Annotated in this window: 14 protein-coding genes; 1 reads left to right on the top strand and 13 read right to left on the bottom strand. The window is 42.2% G+C overall.

The window, feature by feature from the left end:
- Positions 1–539: 539 nt before the first annotated feature.
- Positions 540–1,697 carry a 23S rRNA (uracil(1939)-C(5))-methyltransferase RlmD gene (gene rlmD, locus JQM82_RS09340; RefSeq protein WP_235249890.1) on the bottom strand — a complete coding sequence of 386 codons (1,158 nt, stop codon included), beginning with the start codon at positions 1,695–1,697 and terminating at the stop codon, positions 540–542.
- 23 nt (positions 1,698–1,720) lie between these two features.
- A complete protein-coding gene (gene rsmH, locus JQM82_RS09335) occupies positions 1,721–2,788 on the bottom strand; it encodes a 16S rRNA (cytosine(1402)-N(4))-methyltransferase RsmH (RefSeq protein WP_235249889.1) in 1,068 nt (355 codons plus the stop codon).
- A 167-nt stretch (positions 2,789–2,955) separates the two neighbouring features.
- On the opposite strand from rsmH, the gene JQM82_RS09330 reads away from it, so the two are divergent.
- Entirely contained in the window at positions 2,956–4,404 is a 1,449-nt protein-coding gene (locus JQM82_RS09330) for an aminoacyl-histidine dipeptidase (RefSeq protein ID WP_235249887.1), read from the top strand.
- 60 nt (positions 4,405–4,464) lie between these two features.
- Here the strand turns inward: JQM82_RS09330 and JQM82_RS09325 are convergent, their stop codons facing one another.
- From JQM82_RS09325 to JQM82_RS09275, 11 genes are all read right to left on the bottom strand, one after another.
- Positions 4,465–5,067: a sortase gene (locus JQM82_RS09325; protein ID WP_235249886.1), complete on the bottom strand. Its 603-nt coding sequence runs from the start codon at positions 5,065–5,067 to the stop codon at positions 4,465–4,467.
- On the bottom strand, positions 5,057–5,599 hold the full coding sequence (locus JQM82_RS09320) for a hypothetical protein (RefSeq protein ID WP_235249885.1): 543 nt from the start codon (positions 5,597–5,599) through the stop codon (positions 5,057–5,059). Before JQM82_RS09320 ends, JQM82_RS09325 begins: the two co-directional genes overlap by 11 nt.
- A gap of 100 nt (positions 5,600–5,699) precedes the next feature.
- On the bottom strand, positions 5,700–6,872 hold the full coding sequence (locus JQM82_RS09315) for a glycosyltransferase (RefSeq protein WP_235249884.1): 1,173 nt from the start codon (positions 6,870–6,872) through the stop codon (positions 5,700–5,702).
- A 52-nt stretch (positions 6,873–6,924) separates the two neighbouring features.
- The gene (locus JQM82_RS09310) at positions 6,925–7,887 is read right to left on the bottom strand and encodes a (Fe-S)-binding protein (protein ID WP_235249881.1); all 963 of its coding nucleotides are present in this window, start codon (positions 7,885–7,887) and stop codon (positions 6,925–6,927) included.
- Between the two features lie 272 nt (positions 7,888–8,159).
- The gene (gene mmsB, locus JQM82_RS09305) at positions 8,160–9,323 is read right to left on the bottom strand and encodes a multiple monosaccharide ABC transporter permease (protein WP_235249892.1); all 1,164 of its coding nucleotides are present in this window, start codon (positions 9,321–9,323) and stop codon (positions 8,160–8,162) included.
- A complete protein-coding gene (gene mmsA / locus JQM82_RS09300) occupies positions 9,324–10,862 on the bottom strand; it encodes a multiple monosaccharide ABC transporter ATP-binding protein (RefSeq protein ID WP_235249879.1) in 1,539 nt (512 codons plus the stop codon).
- A gap of 77 nt (positions 10,863–10,939) precedes the next feature.
- The gene (gene chvE / locus JQM82_RS09295; RefSeq protein WP_235249878.1) at positions 10,940–12,043 is read right to left on the bottom strand and encodes a multiple monosaccharide ABC transporter substrate-binding protein; all 1,104 of its coding nucleotides are present in this window, start codon (positions 12,041–12,043) and stop codon (positions 10,940–10,942) included.
- 171 nt (positions 12,044–12,214) lie between these two features.
- On the bottom strand, positions 12,215–13,273 hold the full coding sequence (locus tag JQM82_RS09290; RefSeq protein WP_235249876.1) for a sugar ABC transporter substrate-binding protein: 1,059 nt from the start codon (positions 13,271–13,273) through the stop codon (positions 12,215–12,217).
- On the bottom strand, positions 13,270–14,868 hold the full coding sequence (locus JQM82_RS09285) for a response regulator (RefSeq protein ID WP_235249875.1): 1,599 nt from the start codon (positions 14,866–14,868) through the stop codon (positions 13,270–13,272). Before JQM82_RS09285 ends, JQM82_RS09290 begins: the two co-directional genes overlap by 4 nt.
- On the bottom strand, positions 14,846–16,342 hold the full coding sequence (locus tag JQM82_RS09280) for a sensor histidine kinase (protein ID WP_235249874.1): 1,497 nt from the start codon (positions 16,340–16,342) through the stop codon (positions 14,846–14,848). The genes JQM82_RS09285 and JQM82_RS09280 overlap by 23 nt, the downstream gene beginning before the upstream one ends.
- Positions 16,343–16,349: 7 nt before the next feature.
- Positions 16,350–17,378 (bottom strand): sugar ABC transporter substrate-binding protein, encoded by a 1,029-nt coding sequence (locus JQM82_RS09275; protein ID WP_235249872.1) that lies wholly within the window; start codon positions 17,376–17,378, stop codon positions 16,350–16,352.
- Positions 17,379–17,464: the final 86 nt, after the last annotated feature.

Below are 17,464 nucleotides of genomic sequence, written 5' to 3'. Positions count from 1 at the left end.
ATATAAAAAGGCTTCTGCCGGAAGGTATCATACATTTTCGCAAAAGTGATACCTTCCGGCAGAAGCCTTTTATTCAGCAGAGTATCAAAACCCCCCACTGCTTCAATATTCCCCTGAACTTTAGTTTTATACTACATAGCCAGCTGACATTTTACCTTGGCGTATCATTTCTCTGAGTTTTTTTGTATCATCTCCAAATTTCATGGCAACTAAAACATTTTTACCAATTGAACTCTGTTAATTCTGCAAATTTCACATAATACTCATATCTGCCACAAATTGGACATGAATAAAAATATTTGACCGGGTCCAAGGAATGTTGCATATATGCTTTAGCTCCACACACAAAACATGTTCCGTTGTTTTCCATTGCTCTCCTCCTAACATCTTCACTTTTGCAAAAAAGTATCCTTTCTCCAAAATATATTTATCTCGTTCCCCAAAGCCTATTCCCTGGGGTAAATCTCCGATTATAGCATCACTCTACGGACACAGAAATACACATCAATTTTATTCCAAAAATGGCGAAAACTTTTGATTTATTGGGCTTTTCTCGACAGAAGGCAGACTGTTTCCACATGATCACAAAACGGGAACATATCCACCGGCTGTATTTTCTCCACTGCGTATTTATGCTTTATCAAGTATTTCAGATCTCTTGCGAGTGTCTCCGGATTGCAGGATACGTACACGACTTTTTTCGGCGCCAGCTTTACAACAGATGACAGAAATCTTTCATCACTTCCCGCACGGGGTGGATCCATGAACACCACGTCCGCCTTCTCTTTGTTTGCAGCCATTTTCACCATGAATTGCCCTGCATCTCCCTGATAAAATTCTGCATTCGTGATCTTGTTTTCTTTTGCATTTATCTTTGCATCTTTGACTGCATCCGGATTCAGTTCTACTCCGATTACCCGTTTCGCATACTTTGACGCAATCAACCCAATCGTCCCGATTCCGCAGTCTGCTTCGATCACCGTCTCTTTTCCGCAAAGATCAGCATATTGGATAGCCGTCTGATATAGCACTTCTGTCTGTACCGGATTTACCTGGTAAAATGACTTTGGCGAGATTCGAAAAGAACAGCCGCACAATTGATCCCGGATAAATCCCGGACCGTAGATCGCTTTTTCTCTGTCTCCCAGAACCATGCTGGTCTTTCTGTCATTGACATTCAGCACAACCGTTGTAATCTCCGGATGTTCCTTGCGAAGTGCTTTTACAAAATTATTCTTAGATGGAAGAATCGGTGATCCCAGAACCAGAACTACCATAATCTCCCCTGTCGTATAGCCTCTTCGAACCAAAACATGCCTTAAAAGTCCGTAACCCGTATCTTCATCATAAGTTTTGATCTTAAATGATCTGAGCATTCCCCGTATTGTCCGTATAATTTTCTGACTCTTTTCATCTTCAATCAGGCAGTCCTCAACGGCAACCACCTGATGGGTACCCTCCCGGTATGTTCCGGAGATGATATTTCCTTTTCGGTCACGATCAAACACCGCATGAACTTTATTCCGATAGTAATACGGATGCTCCATTCCAAGAATCGGACTTACCTTTACAAATCTTCCAAGAAGATTTTCTTCCTGTTTCTGCTTCCGTTTCAACTGCTCTTTATATGGCATTCCCTGAAACTGGCATCCACCGCATTTTCCGGCAATCTTACATTTTTCTGTCGTACCTGCCATCTTATTCTTCCCTTCACCTTTCGCTACTCTTCTGCCCGGATCGCCCAGCGCATCTTCGTTGATTTTGCCCGGCTGTTGCGGATACACTCTTCTTTTGAAGGACGGATCACCTCATCTGCAATCTCAGAATAGATCCCGGCTTTTTTCAGCTGCTTAAACGACTTTTTTACCAGGCGGTCTTCACCCGAATGAAATGTCAGAATCGCGGCTCTTCCTCCCGGAGCCAGCACATCCGGAAGCTTATCAAGAAATTCATATAACACTTCAAACTCATTGTTCACATCAATTCGAAGTGCCTGAAATGTCCTTGCACTGGATTTTTTGACCGCTTCCTTCCGGTCAGATACCGGCAGAAAACCCAGCGCATCTTCAATCGCCTGATGCAAAGCAGTTGTTGTCTCGATCTTCTCCCCTCTTCGGATCCTTGTTACCACTTCTTTGGATATTTCCTCCGCATAAGGTTCATCAGAGTTCTCAATCAACATCCCCATCAATTCTTCCTGTGAAATATCCCGGATCCTCTCCGCTGCACTGATTCCTTTCTCCGGATTCATACGCAGATCCAGCGGTCCTTCCGCTTTATAGGTAAATCCTCGTTCCGGATTATCAATCTGCATGGAAGATACCCCAAGATCTGCCAGTACAAAATCAAATTTACCTGCTTCTTCTGCCACCTTATCAATATTGGCAAAATTTTCCAGCCTCACTGTCAGAATCTCCGGTCCGTATCCTTTTTCCTGCAGACGCTTTTTTGTCTTTGCCGATTCAATCGGATCCACATCCAGCGCATAGATATGCCCCTGTCCTTCCAGACATTTTAACATCTCCAGTGTATGACCGCCATAACCGAGCGTCGCGTCCAGTCCCTGCTGTCCCGGCCGGATCTGCAGAAAATCCAGAATCTCCTGCACTAAGATTGAAATATGCATCCCTGCAGGTGTTCCGCCTTTCTGGATTACTTTAGATATTGTATCCGCATATTTTTCCGGCTGATGTTCTTTATATTTTTCTCTATAACTCTTTGGATGAGTTCCGGAGTAATGAATTCTGCGCTTATGCTTCTTTTCCTGACAACCTTCCTGTTTTTCCATCTATATTCTGCCTTTCCTCTCATTTTTTACTATCATATCACAGCGTCCTATTTCCTGCCAGACTGTTAATATTATATCACAGATATCTTGCAAATAACATGGCAAAAACCGCAAGAAGGTGCTACAATAAAAATAGATTTATAGTAATTTTACGGGAGGTTACCACAATGGGAGTATTATCAAACATTGAGCCAAAAGAAGTATTATATTACTTTGAAGAACTGAGCAAAGTGCCAAGGGGAACATTTTACACGAAAAAAGCCAGTGATTTCTGTGTGGAATTCGCCAAAGCGCATAATCTGGAATATGTTCAGGACGAAGTGAACAACGTAATTATTAAAAAGCCGGGAACTGAAGGCTATGAAAACAGCGAACCGGTCATCTTACAGGGACATCTGGACATGGTAAATGTCAAGACTCCTGACAGTGACCATGATTTTGAGAATGATCCTCTCGACCTTTTCGTTGAGGATGGAAAGATCGGAGCCAGAAACACAACGCTTGGCGGCGACGATGGAATCGCGATCGCATATGCCATGGCAATTCTTGCAAGTACAGATATTCCGCATCCACCGATCGAAGCACTGTTTACTATTGATGAAGAGATCGGAATGGGTGGTGCAAAAGCGATCGATCTGTCAGATATCAAGGGACGCAAGTGTCTGAACATTGACTCTGAGATTGAAGGCGTTCTGACGGTAGGCTGTGCCGGAGGATTTATCTATGATACTTATATTCCGATAGAGTGGAGCGACGAAGAAGGCACTCTCATCACGATCTCTCTCGGCGGACTTCAGGGGGGACATTCCGGAGCTGAGATTCAGAAACAGCGTGGAAATGCCAACAAGCTCATGGGGCGTATTCTGAACACTTTATCAGAAACCTATGATTTTAATCTGGTTAATATTAACGGCGGTACAGCTGCCAATGTTATTGCGCAGAATAACGAGGCAGTTATTGTTGCAGATTCTGAACAGGCAGATGCAATCCTGAAGGATATATGTACACTTAAGGATACTCTTTTTGCTGAATTTCTTGGTTCCGAACCAGACTTTTCACTGACTGCTGCTGCCGGAAAATCAGAATCAACCAAAGCATTTGATACGGAATCGACTTCTCACGTCATTACATATCTGTATGGAGCTCCGAACGGTGTACAGTGCTATGACCGCTCTTTCCCAGGGGCTGTCGAAACTTCTCTGAACACCGGAATCGTTGAGACCAGTGACGATACTGTAAGAGTCAGATTTCAGGTAAGAAGCTCCATGAAGAGTAAACTGGAAGAGATGAAGAAGATTATGAGCATGTGGTGCGAACTGGTTGGCGCTTCTTACGAACTGACCGGCGAATATCCTGCATGGGAATATTATGAAGATTCTTCTCTTCGTCCAATGATGATTGATATCTATAAGGATATATTCGGATGTGACCCTACCGTTGAGACTACGCACAGCGGACTGGAATGTGGTATTCTTTTCGGCAAAAAATCCGATCTCGATATCGTCTCCTTTGGACCTGATCTTCCGGATGTACACTCTGTAAAAGAACGGATGGACATTGCTTCTACTGAACGAACCTGGGAATATCTGAAAGCAATCCTGAAAGCCTGTAAATAAATCCTGTCATCCCATACCGGTTAATTCCGAAAAGTAAAAAGCAGGAGAATCGAAATCCTATCATTCGATTCTCCTGCATCTTATTGTAACACGGCTCTTTCCGCCGTATGTACATGTAAAAAGTGTCATATCCCATTCCCCGGCTTCCATATCTTCCACTGCTGTTCCGGGAATGGATTCCAGATCCTCAACCAGATAATTGAATATATTCCCTTCCGCATCCGTAAAACGGATCTCATCTCCGATCCCGAGATCTTTCAGTCGGCCGAAATGCCTGTTATAATTATGTCCTGCAATAATCATGTTATCCTGATATGCAGATCCCTGATACCGACACGGGGAGCTTCTGAGATTCGGATAACTCCATTCAGAAGCAACCGGAAGTTTTAATCCCAGAACCGGAATCTCAAGCACCCCGATATAAGCTATTCCATCTACTTCATAAACCGGCATTTCCATGTCCGGATACAATTGATAAGGCGGAATATCCTGATCCTGATCTTCATCCTCATTTTCAGTCTCATCTTCCAGTTTTGCAAGAATCTCCAAAGAATTCTGATCTGCCTTTCTGGACTCCCAGATATTATATATTGTCAGACACAGAGCTGCTAGTATCAGAAGCGTTCCCACTGCCATCAATACATTGCCGATCTTACGCTTCATTCGTCTCATCTCCATTTACAGAAAATGACAGCATCTCCCTGAGTCCCTGATGTGCCTTGTAGAAAGTCTCCAGTTGTTCTGAGAGCATATTCCATCTGGCCTCCACTTTCATTTCCGCATCCTTTATCATCTCATCGGATTTAAGTTCTGCTTCTTTTACCTTTTCCTGGTAGAAGCGTTCTGCCTTCTGCTTCAATTCTTCACATTCTCTTTCTGTGGCTTCTCTTTTCTCCCGGATCTCCTGCTCACACTTTTCCCGCTTCCGATCACAGATCTCATCCGTTCTTCCGCTCAATGTCTGAAGATTGTCCAGATACTGATCCGCGGCAATCTGTGCGATATCAAAGATCCCATTTAATCGCAGTGCCGCCTCAGCAATCGATCCGGCTTCATCCAGCTGTATACTTCTGTCTTCCAGTTTTTTCTGTGCCTCTTTCAGCTCCGCATTTAACCGTTCTACTTCTTTACTCTGCTCCAAAAGCATCTCAAGCAGATCTATCCGACTCAACTTTTTTAATTCTTTCTCTGTCATCTGATCTTTCCTCCTGCCACTCATCCTGCCTGCCGCCTGTAGGCAGAAGACATTCTTATCAGTTATTATAACACATCAGAGCAGGAAGCGCCGTATATTTCTATTTTTGTTTTGCAATCCTCCGTATGATTCCCATCCCCCTTCGCAACGGCGCCGTCATCTTCCAGCTTTTAGAAGATTCAAACTCCTCAATCTTTCTCTCAAGCCGGTTTACCTTATCTTTTTCATTCTGTGTCTCTCTTTGATAATGTGCAAAAAGCGCCTGCCAGGACTGATATTCCAGTTCACTGACATACAGATGCTCTTTATCCCAGTTATAAACATCAAATATATGGATATGAAAATGCTCCTGCAATACATCAAACGCATCGGGATCCCGCAGTACTTTCTCCAGCCTGTCAAGTCCTGACGTCCTTAGATACGCCGTCCATCCCTTCGCCATAATCATCAACAAACATTTTTCAAGTTCAATTTCCAGATGAGAAGAAGAGGATGGATTTTGAAAATCTTCTCCAAAAAACTCCCGAAACTTTTCATCCGACATTGCATCAATCAGATTCCTGCTGATCAATACCTGCTCATTGGAAGTACGTATCCGATGCTCCTCTGTTGCACTGCTTACCTGATCTTGAGTTTTTTCACCCCATCGAAATCGGATCAGTTGTTCCGGCAATACATGGATCGGGGTATCTATCAATATACGCAGCCAAAGATCATAATCTGCAAGTTGGCGATACATGACATTAAATCCACCAACTTTATCCAGTACTGATTTTCTGACCATTGCAGAAGGGTGGCACAGAGAATTTCCATCATAAAACAGAGACCTCATCCATTCCTTCTGTGAATCATGCTGCCTTGCAAACAGATTCCAAAGATCCTCGCTTTTATTCGACACATCCTGTTCTTCATCATCCATCAGACTGACTGCTGTAAAGCATGCACCGTATTGTGTATTTTCTTCCATAAATTCCAACTGCTTTTCCAGCTTATCCGGCAACCATACATCATCACTGTTCATAAAAGCCACATATTCTCCCCTGCAATATGTAAGACCACAGTTTGCAGCATAGCAATAGAAAGAATTTCTTTTCATCTTCACATATTGGATCCTGGAATCCGTGCATGACTTTATAATCTCTTCTGAACGATCCGTCGATCCATCATCCACAATTATAAACTCAATATCCTTATATGTCTGTCCCAGCACACTGTTGATCGCACGCTCCAAAAAACGTTCTCTGTTATAGGTACACATCAATACACTAATCATATTTTCCTCACTTTTCCGATCCGAAATCTAATTCCGTTCCCCTTATCATTTCCTACCAAAATCTGCTCATCGCCCGGTTTACCATAGATTTTGCCACATCCGGTTCTTCACCCGTCTCCAGAATATCCGCAAGAATGTGGTGCACGCCCTTCATCTGATCCCTGACAAACTTCCCTGCACAGGAACCACAATAGGTATAGATAGAATCATAACCTGCCTGTTTCAAAGAGTCTGTAAATCCTCTGGATATCTCCGGCTCCTTTGCTCTTGCACATCCCCCAAGACCGCAGCACTGAATATCCATGATCACGTGCACTTTTTCCGGCAGATATGGCTTCATATGCTTTTGCCACAACCGTATCTCTTTATCCGGACATGGAGTAAAGAGATGAATCTCTTTTGTTTTTATCTTTTTTCCAATACCGAGTTCCCCGAGAAGCTCGTAGATTCCTGTCACCTTAATGTCAATTCTGTCCTTCAGAAAATAGTAACAGTTTGGACAGATCATGATTACCTCGGTCACACCAGCATCCCTAAACCCCTGATTAATCCTCTGTATAATCTTCTTTTCCTGATCTTCAAGTCCCAGTTCCGCTATTGGTTTTCCGCAGCAGTCATATACTGTCCCGATTCCGGCTTCTTTTTTCAACAATGCAGCAAGTTTCTTTGTCGTCTGTGGATAAAATGACGGAAAATTACATCCCGGAAACAATACCCTCCCGGAAGTTACATTTCTATAATTGCGAAATAGATAATTCTGTTTCTCCTTAATCAACATCTCATATCCGTCTTCCGTGATCTTCCCATTATTGTTCCTCGTCTTTTCTCTTCTCTTTTCAAGAAATCTCTCTTTTCCATTAATTCCCACAGGGCATACTGACTCACACTTCCCACATAAAAAACAATGATAAGCAAGTTTTTCAACCTGCGTTTCATCTCCTATGTCCATCTGATATTTGTCTAAAAATGCACAATGTCTTGTACACGCACCACAGTGAATACATTCCTCAGTCATTCCAGTTCTTTCCTCCAACCGCTGCATGATTGCTTCTTACCACCGGTAAAGCAGCAGCGTCCTCTGTCTGATATATTCTATCATTCTCCTCTGGCAGCGTCTAATCGATTCAACCAATATATATTATCTATTAATCGTTTTTATCTATATATATTTTTTTCAGATTACATACTCAAAGTTATTCATTCTTTTCATCAAAAAAGCCACTCAGGTATCCGCTGTTTCGCTTCACCTGAAGTGGCTTGATGTACATTATATGTGATACTGAGACTTTATTTTGCTTTTTTCTTAGATTCTACGTCAAAGATTACAGCCGCAAGTAATACAATACCTTTTACTACTTTCTGCCAGTTGGCATCTACACCCATGATGGACATACCAAGGTTGATAACGCCCATCAAAGTAGCACCAATGATAACTCCCGGAATGGTTCCGCTTCCACCGTATGCAGATGCTCCACCAATGAAACAGGAACCGATGGCATCCATCTCATATCCGTCACCTGCTGTCGGGTTTGCCGAATTCAAACGTGCAATAACAACCATAGCGGCAACTGCGGACAAAAGTCCCATGTTTGCATATGCAAAGAAATATACTCTGTTTGTATTGATACCGGAAAGCTGTGCTGCTTTTTCATTTCCACCAATTGCATACAGATGACGTCCGATGGTTGTCTTGGATGTAATATAACCATAGATCAGTACAATGACAACGATCCAGATCAGGATATTCGGAACACCCTTATACTGTGCCAGTTTCCATGCAAACGCAATGATTACGATACTGATAACGGCGCACTTGATGATCTCACTGCTCATAGGTCCTACTGCATAACCTTTCTTCACTTTGGAAGCTCTGCCCTTAAAAGTAACCCCGACAAAAATCAGTGCTGCAATAATTCCAAACAGAAGACAGGTGATATTCAGTCCATCACCATGGAAGAAGTCCATAATATACATATTGAACATTGCCAGATAATTATCCGGCATTGGTGCAATCGTGAATCCATCCAGAACGATATTGGAAAGTCCACGGAACATCAGCATACCTGCCAGTGTTACGATAAATGGTGGTATTCTCCGATATGCGATCCAGAAGCCCTGCCATACTCCGATCAAAAGTCCGGCAGCAAGCATAAGAATCATGGTTGCATATACATTGACACCCTTGTTAACCATGAATGTAGCACCGACAGCACCTACAAAACAAACAACAGAACCTACACTCAGGTCGATGTTACCACCTGTCAGGATACATAACAGCATACCGGTTGCAAGAATGAATACGTATGCATTCTGGGAAATCAGGTTATTCACATTCTGTGGAAGTAACATTCTTCCGCCTGTCTTCCAGGTGAAGAACAAAGTAACAACAACCAGCACAATTACCATTGTGTACTTTTTTAAAAATGTTGAAATATTTACACTCTTCATAATTTACTCTCCTTTGCTTGATTTCAAAATATGTGACATGATCAATTCCTGTGTTGCCTCTTCGCTGCTCAATTCTCCGACAATACGACCTTCATTCATGATATAAATACGGTCTGACATTCCCAGAACCTCCGGGAGTTCAGAAGAGATCATAATCACGGATTTTCCTGCCGCTACCAATTCGTTGATAATACAATAAATCTCATATTTTGCACCAACGTCAATACCTCTGGTAGGTTCATCCAATATCAGAACATCCGGCTCGGCAAACATCCATTTTGCGAGAAGAACTTTCTGCTGGTTACCACCACTTAAATTTCCCACATTCTGCTCAACACTCGGACATTTTGTCCTGAGTTTTTGTCTGTATTCCTCTGCTACTGCTATTTCTTTATCTTTATCAATGACACCGTGACTGCTTACACCTGCCAGATTGGCAAGTGTCGTATTCACACGAATCGGGTTACTCAGAATCAGACCATTTCCTTTTCTGTCTTCTGTAACGTATGCAATTTTATGTTCAATCGCATCCTGTACGGAGTGCAATTTTACTTCTTTTCCATCAATATACAATTCACCGGATATATCATTGCCATAGCTTTTTCCAAAAATACTCATGGCAAGCTCTGTACGTCCGGCTCCCATCAGTCCTGAGATACCAAGTACTTCCCCTTTTCTGACATACATCGATACATTATCTACAACCTTACGGTCCGAATATACCTGATGATGTACAGTCCAGTTCTTTACTTCTAACGCAATATCTCCAATATTTTTCTTCTCCCGTTTGGGGAAACGGTCTGTAAGTTCACGGCCAACCATTCCCTTAATGATTCTGTCCTCAGTAAATGTGTCTTTGGTCTTATCGAGCGTCTCAATTGTTGAGCCATCACGAATTACGGTAATTTTATCAGCTACATAAGCAACCTCATTCAGTTTATGAGAGATAATAATTGAAGTCATGCCCTGCTTCTTGAATTCCAGCATCAGATCCAGAAGTGCCTGAGAATCCGACTCATTCAGAGAAGAAGTAGGCTCATCCAATATCAAAAGTTTTGCATTTTTTGCAAGCGCTTTTGCAATTTCAACAAGCTGCTGCTTGCCGACACCAATGTCTTTGATCAAAGTACGGGAAGACTCCTGTAATCCTACCTGTTTCAGATACTTATCCGCTTCTCCGTATGTTTTACTCCAGTCAATGGCAAACTTTTTCCCCTGCTCATTACCAAGATACATATTTTCGCCGATCGTCATCTCAGGAACCAGCGCCAGTTCCTGATGAATGATAACGATTCCTTTTCCTTCACTGTCTTTAATATTATGGAATTTACAAACTTCTCCGTTATATATGATATCGCCCTCATATGTTCCGTACGCATATATACCACTTAATACATTCATCAGAGTGGACTTGCCCGCTCCATTTTCACCGACGAGCGCGTGAATTTCGCCCTCTTCCACTTTCAGATTCACGTTATCAAGCGCTTTTACACCGGGGAAAGTCTTGGTTATATTTTTCATTTCCAATAAAATCTTAGCCAATAGTATCCCTCACTTTCCTTAAAAAATGCAGGCGGACAATGTGCCCACCTGCCCATTCATGTTTGCTTTTTGCCAAATTATTTGATATCAGCTTCTGTATAATATCCAGAATCAAGCAGCATCTCTTCGTAGTTGTCGATTGTCACTACTGTAGGATCGCAAAGGTAAGAAGGAATGACACCTGTTCCGTTGTCATATGTCTCGTTATCATTCGTCTCAGCTTCTTCGCCTCTCATGATAGCGTCTACCATCTTAACTGTCTGCTCTGCAAGTTTACGTGTATCTTTGAATACTGACATAGACTGTTTTCCGGCAACCAGGTTCTTTACGTTTGGTTTGTCACAGTCCTGACCAGTGATGATTGGCCATTCGCCATTGTAGTTTGCTTCCAGAGAGTTCTCAACACCAAGTGCTGTAGAATCGTTAGAGCAAAGAACAACATCAAGGTTCTTGTCTGCATAGTTAGAAGCAAGGATTGCATCCATTCTTGCCTGAGCTTTTTCTGTTGACCAGTCAGCTGTTGCAACTTCTTCTTTTGCAATCTGTCCGGACTGAACTACTAACTTGCCTGCGTCGATGTATGGCTGAAGAACATCCATAGCTCCGCCGTAGAAGAAGTTAACATTGTTGTCACCAGGATCACCTGTGAAGATTTCCATATTGAATGGACCTTCTGCATTGTCAAGATCCAGAGCTTCAACAATATACTCGCCCTGTTTCTGACCTACCAGGTAGTTATCGAATGTTGCATAGTAAGAAACTGCTGTAGAGTTCATAATCAGACGGTCATAAGAGATAACCGGGATTCCTTCTTCTTCAGCTGTCTTCAGTGGTGTTCCAAGAGACTCACCATCGATAGAAGCGATAACCAGTGCATCACATCCTCCGGAGATCATATTTTCAATCTGGGAAACCTGTGTTGCTACATCGTTGCTTGCATACTGTAAGTCAACTTCGTATCCAGCTTCTTCAAGCTGTTTCTTCATGTTCTCGCCGTCCTGATTCCAGCGCTGAAGATCTTTTGTAGGCATTGCTACACCAATCTTTCCGCTTCCATCCTCTGTTGTCTTTTCTTCGCTTGAACTTGAAGAGCTTCCAGATCCATCAGAACATGCAGCCAGTGACATTGCCATTACTGCAATCAGTCCGATGGAAACCAGTTTTTTGAATCTTGTTTTCATAATCCGTTCCTCCATTTGTTTTATTTGTTACATTAAATATAACAACATTCAGACAGGACATGTTTGCAAAGACTCGCACAAATTAATAAAGATACTTTCTAAAAAAAGAAAAGGTAGCACATTTTTGTGCTGCCTCCCTTTCAAAAAAATGCTATTTTTTACTGTTCTTATCTATTCTTCAACATTCAGATATACTTCATCTCTCAGATGGAAACCAAGATCTATGATAATGTCATCCATGTTTTCATCCGTCACTGCAATTGGCGGAAGCGCCCAGTAAGGGACTTCATAGCCATCCATCGTCCGTTTTGTAGCAGTTCTTCCTACTTCCTCCCCGACGACAGTTTCCCCTTTTGCCATCTTCACTGCACATTGTGCGGCAACCTTTGCCAGTCTTTCAATCGGTTTATATACCGTCATAGTCTGTGTTCCTTCCACAACTCTCTGACACGCCTCCAGATCCGCATCCTGTCCGACTACCACCACTTTTCCGGCAAGCTGCTTCTCACTCAATGCCTTGATCGCATATCCTGCAAGTCCATCATTGCCACACATTACAGCATCTACATCTTCTGCATCCAGAAGTGCTTCATTTGCTGCAGCAAATCCATTCTCCGGAGTCCATGATTTTACATAGATCTCTTTGACTACCGTCAGATTACTGTCCTGAATTCCATTTTTAAATCCATCTACAACATCCAGTGAGTTCGTATCAGCCTGTGGACCACAGAGCATGACCACATTCCCCCCTTCCGGCAAACGATCGATCATTGTCTGAGCCATCAGTTCTCCGACCGCCTCGTTATCGACTGTAATATAAAGATCTGTAGAACAGCCCTGTATCATACGGTCATAAGATATCACATCAATTCCGGCATTTCTGGCCTTTGTCACCTCCTCGGTAAGCTGATAGCAATCCACCGCAACAATGACAATAACATCCATCTCATCTTCGATAAATTTCTCAATCTGTACTTTTTGTTTTTCCACGTCCCCGTTTGCATTCTGAACATTCACTGTTGCTCCGAGCTTCTCTGCCGTAGATACAAATACATCTCTGTCCCGAATCCATCTTTCCAATACAAATGTATCAAACGTAATTCCAATCTTCAGTTCCTGATCCTCTGTATTTTCGTCCGCCATCTCCTGTGTTTTCTTCTGACCACAGGAAATGCAAAGAGCTGAAATCAATACCAGGCACATCACAACTGCAATACATCTCTTTTTCATGAAATTCTTCCTTCCCGATATTCTGTAGGTGTAACACCCGTCCATTTTTTAAATATACGACTAAAGTAGTTCGGATCTCCATATCCGGACTCATGGCAGATCTCTTTGATACTCTTGTCACTGTTGCTCAACTGTTCTTTTGCATACCGTATCCGGAGGTTGGTCAGATAATCAATATAATTCACGCCTACTGTCTCTTTGAATAGTTTGCTGAGATAGTAGGGACTGATCCCCAGTTCTTTTGCCATCTCATCAAGCGACAGTTCTTCCGAAAAATGCGAAGTTATGTATCCCTTCGCACGTTCTACCACGCTGCTCGTCTTTTCCTGCTGTTTCATGGCAATATGCCTGCTCGCATCTACCATCTTCCGAACAAACCAGCTGGTCAGCTCCTCATAGGACTGAAAGGAAAGCAGTGTTTCCAGATATCCCTCACGATCCCGGAAACGATATAACATGCCACCCTGCATATAGGCAATATGTTCCGCCCACAGCACAAACTCCATGGCTTTTAATCGAACTACACCCGACAAATCTGTCGACTGGCTCACCATCCACATGGCAAACTCTTTGCTTCGCTCTCTGGTCTCTTCCTGGTTCCCTTCCTCAACTGCTGCAAATAATTCTTTTTCCAGCTTTACCGGATATGTATCTTCATAAACACAGCTCACCGGAAGATCCTGTGCGTGCGTAACCTTTCCGACTCCCTGTCTCTCCGTATCCAGCGCTTCCCGGTAAGATTCATGGATCTCTTTCCATGATTTTACAGAACCAATTCCTGCCTTAAACTTCAAGTCAAGCTGCTGCTCCAGTTTTCTGAGCATACTCCGAATACCGTCAATCTTAGCAACTCTCTCATTATAATCTTCATTTTCCCGATCGCACGGTACCAGTACGATAATTTTATTGGATACCAGATCTCCAACAATACCCCCGGTTGTCTCCTTTAACATCTCCCGCAAAACCATATAATGCTTCTGCAGACGAATCCCTGCCCCCAGTGTATTCGAAAGAACCCCTTTATGAAGTTCATCTCCACACTCAATCACAAGTACATATCCATAATCCGACTCAATATCCAGAAGTTCCCGGTAATTCTGACTGTTCTCGCTGTTCTGCCCATCAAAAAGTACGCTGTACACAAAACCATTTTCAATCATCGGTATGACGACTTCCAGCTTTTCTTTGATCTCCAGATCATTTTTTACTTTTTCCTTTCTCTCTCTAATCAGCTTCATAGCCTTGCGAAGCGTCTCTATGAGCACATCACGGTTGATTGGTTTTGTCAGGTAAGACAGCACTCCAATATCAATGGACTTCTGAGAGTATTCAAACTTATCGTATGCTGTCAGAACAATAAAGACAGTGTTCTTATTCTCTTTACGGATCTCCTTCATCGCTTCAATTCCATTGATTCCCGGCATCTGAATATCCATAAGTACAATATCCGGATGAAAAGATTCTGACAGTTCAATCGCGATTCTTCCGTTTTTCGCAGATTCAATCTCACATTTATCGCCAAAGCTTTTCCGAATCATAAACTTCAGTGATTCCTGAACTATACCTTCATCATCACAGATCAATATCCGTATCATTTTTATTTCCTCCCCCTGCTTTTTGCAGATATAAGATTACTTCCGTACCACTACTTTCTCTTCTTCTGATATCCATAACATGCTCCATATTATAATATCTGCGAAGCCGGTTGATAACGTTATCCATTCCGATCCCCGCGGAATCTCTTCCACTGTTACTGTGAGCACTTTCTCCACGAAGAATCTTTTCCGCAATTTCCGGCTCAATTCCCACACCATTATCTGCAACGGTAATACAGACATTTTCATTGTTATTATATACGGTAAGCTCGATGCATCCTTCTGTATCCAGTTCACGGATCCCGTGATTCACTGCATTTTCAATCAAAGGCTGGATGATCATACTCGGCATCAGTGTATCCAGAAGTCTTTCATCAATCTTTTTCCTGTAATGAATATCTCCGGAAAATCTTACGTTCAGAATATATACATAATTATCTACCAGCTTTAATTCTTCTCTCAGAGTTGTATCTTTATCAATCTTTCGTACATTATATCGAAAGAAATCCGCCATATTCTCGATAAAGAGACATGCCTTTTCCGCACCCTCCATCATGGCAAGCTGTGCTCCGGCATTCAGACTGTTAAACAGAAAATGAGGATTGATCTGCGCCTGCAGATACTTCAGCTGCGCTTCCTTCAGTTCATTTTTCATAATAAGTTCATTTTCGATCAGCTTACTTTCACGCTCATAATTTTCTTTGGTTTTCTGGATATATACACGAATACTGTCTATCATCTTATTACAGGCTTTTGCAACTGTCGTAATCTCATCTCCGGTCTCAACGATCGGAAAGTCTACTTCCATATTCCCCCGTGCAATTTCATTTGCAACATCTGCCAGCTGAATCAGAGGCTTTGTAATATTTCGTGTCATAACAAGAATCCATGCAAATGCAATCATAAGCGCCGCCAGAAGCAGAAACATACTGATACCTGTCAGATAAGTCAGCGACGTCCGCAGCAGTGAATAGTTATTGGAACTTTCCAGAAAAACAGATGTGTTAAGACTGTTAATACAGGACTGGATATAATCATAGAGCTTTTTTGCCTCTCCGTAATCATCATTATATTTGCTGACATTACGCCCTCTTTTGGCTTCTATCGTACTGTCCGCACGCTCCAGGTAAGTAAGTGACATATTATAGATATTTTTTTCCATTAATTTGTTGTCATCATCCATTGTCTGATGATTCAACTGCTGTATCATATTATTATAATCCTGTTCATAGGAATAAAATGACTCCAGCTGATCCGAGCTCTTTGTATTCAGATACTGATAAAGCGCCGACTGCATTCCCTCTAATGTATTCGACAGATCATTTAACTGGATGTTATTATTATATACGCTGTCAATCTGACGAACTGCTTTACTCTGGTTGTAGGACAAATAAATATTCAGCACAAAGACCAGAACCATAATGACCAGAAACACTTCCAGAAGCTTCGTGCGTATGGATTTTTTTTTCTTCATATCACTATCATTCTTCCTTTTCCATATAGTCTTTTACATTATCTTCCGTAATCAGCGTCGGTGTAACCGTAAGATATTCATTCACATAATCTTTTTCCAGATATTCACTCATTCCCTGCGCAGCTGTCTGTCCAAGCTCCTGTGCATTGATCAGTACACTGGACTTGATAATTCCTTTCTGAATCCCTTCCAGTGTATCTTCTGAAGAATAATATCCGATAACAGAGGTCTGACCCACACGATTATAATCCACGACACTCTGGTATGCACTGATCGTATCAACTGCTCCAAGACACACAAGAATATCCGGTGCATCCGCATTGAGAATCAGGTTACGTACCGTCTCTTCCGATTCAAATTTACCTGAATTATCAATAACCGTCGCTGACAGCTCCATTCTGTCGCTGACAGGAGCTGTCGTTTCGTGGATTCCAGAATAGATCAGATTCGGTGTTGCCCGATCCGAATTGGAATCCACCAGCACAGATACTCTGATCGTTCTTCCTTCTTTCATCCATTTTTTCTCTACTTCATCTATGATCTCATTTCCGTACAGTTCACCTGTTGCAAAATCACTTCCACTGACAAAACTGATTCTGTCACTGTCTGCCACATCGGAAAGAATCGTCATAACCGGTATTCCCGCCTTAGCAGCCTTTTTGATCTTATCCTGCAGAGCATCTCCTCCATCGGCATTCAATATGATACCGTCCACCTTTGCAGCAACAGCCATCTCCAGTAGTTCTTCCGTTGTATAATCTTCCACAAGCCTCTCACCAAAATTTTCAATATAGAGACCATGCTTTTTCCCCTCTTCTCTGGCGCTTTCGTAGATGGAAAGCCAGAATTCCTCCGTAGAATCCTCATTGATCATGGCTATATGTTTCTGATATGTAGTCTCATTCGTCTTTGTTGTTCCACGAATTTCCAGCCGGTGTTCCAGAAATCCGCTGATTCCTGTCAAAGCTGCCAGAAACAAGATACAAAGACAGAGTAAAAGTATGATCCAGTTTTTTTCTTTCTTTGGGACTTTCATTCTGTAATATACCCCTTTTAATTCTTCTGTTTTTACTCTCAAAACACGTTTTTTCTATTATACACTATTTTTTAATACTGTAAAAG

The sequence above is a fragment of the Faecalicatena contorta genome, assembly GCF_021531995.1.
GTDB lineage: Bacteria > Bacillota > Clostridia > Lachnospirales > Lachnospiraceae > Dorea_A > Dorea_A contorta_A.
The sequence above is the reverse complement of the archived record's forward strand: the minus strand, read 5'-3'. Positions and strand labels throughout refer to the sequence as shown.